Genomic DNA, 2,096 nt, shown 5'->3' on the forward strand with positions numbered 1-2,096 from the left:
CGCTGGCAGACCTGGTACGACGATCAGTGGGACCGTGCCTGGCACGGCTTTGCGCTGTTTGAGTCAAAGCCTGAAACGTTTGCGCGGCCGCTCGACATCACGCAGATCGCGCTGGTGTGCGCGCTCGGCTACGCTGACTTCCGCTTCCCCGACTGCGGCTGGCGCAAGGCGTTCCCGAAAACCGCCGCCTTCCACGAGAAAATGATGCAGCGGCCGTCGATCAAGGACACCGTCCCGCCGCCGGCGTAAAATATCGTAAGGTGGGCAAAGCGACGCGTGCCCACGCTTTTACTGCAAACGCGTGGGCACGGCGCTTCGCGCCTTTGCCCACCCTACGATTTGCGATCTACAATTGGCAACGAACGGCAACAAGAAAGGCAATGCCCATGAGCCTCACCTTCAAAGCCGGCGACATGACGATCCATCGCGTCATCGAGGACGAGACCACGTTCCGAACCGTGTCACAGTTCTTCGGCGACCAGGTCTCGCCAGAGCTGCTGGCGGAAAACCGGGCCTGGCTGAAGCAGATCAATGCACTCGAAGCCGACGACGTCCTGCGGATCTGCTTTCAGTCCTATGTCGTCCGCACGCCGCATCACACCATCCTGATCGACACCTGCATCGGCAACGACAAGTCGCGTTCGCAGTTTCCGGCCTGGCACATGCGCAAGAGCGACACCTATATGCGCGCGCTGGCCGGGCATGGTTTGTCAGTCAACGATATCGACTACGTGATGTGCACGCACCTGCATGTCGATCACGTCGGCTGGAACACCAAGCTCGAGAACGGCCGCTGGGTGCCGACCTTCAGGAATGCGAAGTACCTTTTCGCCAAGCGCGAATACGCGCACTGGGAGACCGAGCACAAGACCAAGGGCCTGGAGACCAATGGCGGCTCGTTCGACGACTCGGTGCTGCCTGTGGTCGAGGCCGGCAAGGCGGTGATGATCGACAGCGACCACCAGCCCGATCCAATGCTCACCATCATGGATTACCCCGGCCACACGCCGGGCTCGATCGCCATCAACCTCAAGGACGGCGGCAAGCAGGCCTGCTTCTCGGGCGACATCATGCATCACCCGATCCAGGTCTATCACCCCGACTGGTCGAGCCAGTTCTGCTCCGACCAGGATCTGTCGGCGAAGAGCCGGCGCAAGCTGCTGGAGGACTGCTCCGAGAATGGCGCCCTGCTCTGCCCCGCGCATTTCCCTGGCGCCAATGCCGGCACCATCAAGCCGCAAGGCAATGCCTTCCGCATCGATTGGGATGTCCAGAAATGACCGGACGTGAAGAGGATGCCGGCCTCGCCGGCAAGGTGGCCATCGTCTCGGGCGGCGGCGCTGCGGGCGACGGCATCGGCAACGGCCGCGCCGCCGCGATCCTGCTGGCGCGATCAGGCACCAAGGTTTTGGTCGCCGACCGCGACCTCAAACTCGCCGAACGGACTGCGCAAATGATCGCCGACGAGGGCGGCACCGCTGCGGCGCATTCGGCCGACGTCACCAATGAAGCCGAGTGCAAGCGGCTGATCGAAGCCGCGGTCGACCGTTACGGCCGGCTCGATTTCCTCGACAACAATGTTGGCATCGGCAGCCGCGGCAGCGTCGTTGACGAGGCGCCGGAGACCTATCGGCGGGTCATGCAGGTCAATGTCGAGACCATGTTCCTTCTGTCGAAGCACGCGATCCCGGCGATGATCAAGACGGCCAAGGGCGGCTCGATCGTCAACATCTCGTCGATCTCGGCGCTCAGGCCGCGCGGGCTGACCACCTATTCGACGTCCAAGGCGGCGGTGATCGGACTTACCCAGGCGATGGCGGTCGATCACGGCAAGGATCGCATCCGCGTCAACTGCATCTGCCCCGGCCCGGTCTATACGCCGATGGTCAACCGCGGCAACGGCATGAGTGAGGCCAATCGGCGCCAGCGCGCCAATGCCTCGGTGCTGAAGATCGAGGGCACCGGTTGGGACATCGGCCAAGGGGTGCGTTTTCTGCTCAGCAACCACGCACGCTACATCACCGGCCAGGTGCTGGTGATCGACGGCGGCGTCACCCTGCAGGGCCCGGCACGCGAATCGCAGGATCACTGAACTC

General features: G+C 63.3%; 2 protein-coding genes and 1 pseudogene. All 3 read left to right on the forward strand.

Translation table 11 applies throughout. The annotated features are described in order from the left end of the window. Positions 1-249 (forward strand): annotated as a pseudogene (locus JOY90_RS16485) (glutathione S-transferase); the annotation flags it as partial. A 137-nt stretch (positions 250-386) separates the two neighbouring features. After that, positions 387-1,280 carry an MBL fold metallo-hydrolase gene (locus JOY90_RS16490; protein WP_291692182.1) on the forward strand — a complete coding sequence of 298 codons (894 nt, stop codon included), beginning with the start codon at positions 387-389 and terminating at the stop codon, positions 1,278-1,280. Further along, the gene (locus JOY90_RS16495; protein WP_291692183.1) at positions 1,277-2,092 is read left to right on the forward strand and encodes an SDR family NAD(P)-dependent oxidoreductase; all 816 of its coding nucleotides are present in this window, start codon (positions 1,277-1,279) and stop codon (positions 2,090-2,092) included. The genes JOY90_RS16490 and JOY90_RS16495 overlap by 4 nt, the downstream gene beginning before the upstream one ends. Positions 2,093-2,096 lie beyond the last annotated feature (4 nt).

It is taken from the genome of Bradyrhizobium sp., from assembly GCF_019242285.1.
Taxonomy (GTDB): domain Bacteria; phylum Pseudomonadota; class Alphaproteobacteria; order Rhizobiales; family Xanthobacteraceae; genus Bradyrhizobium.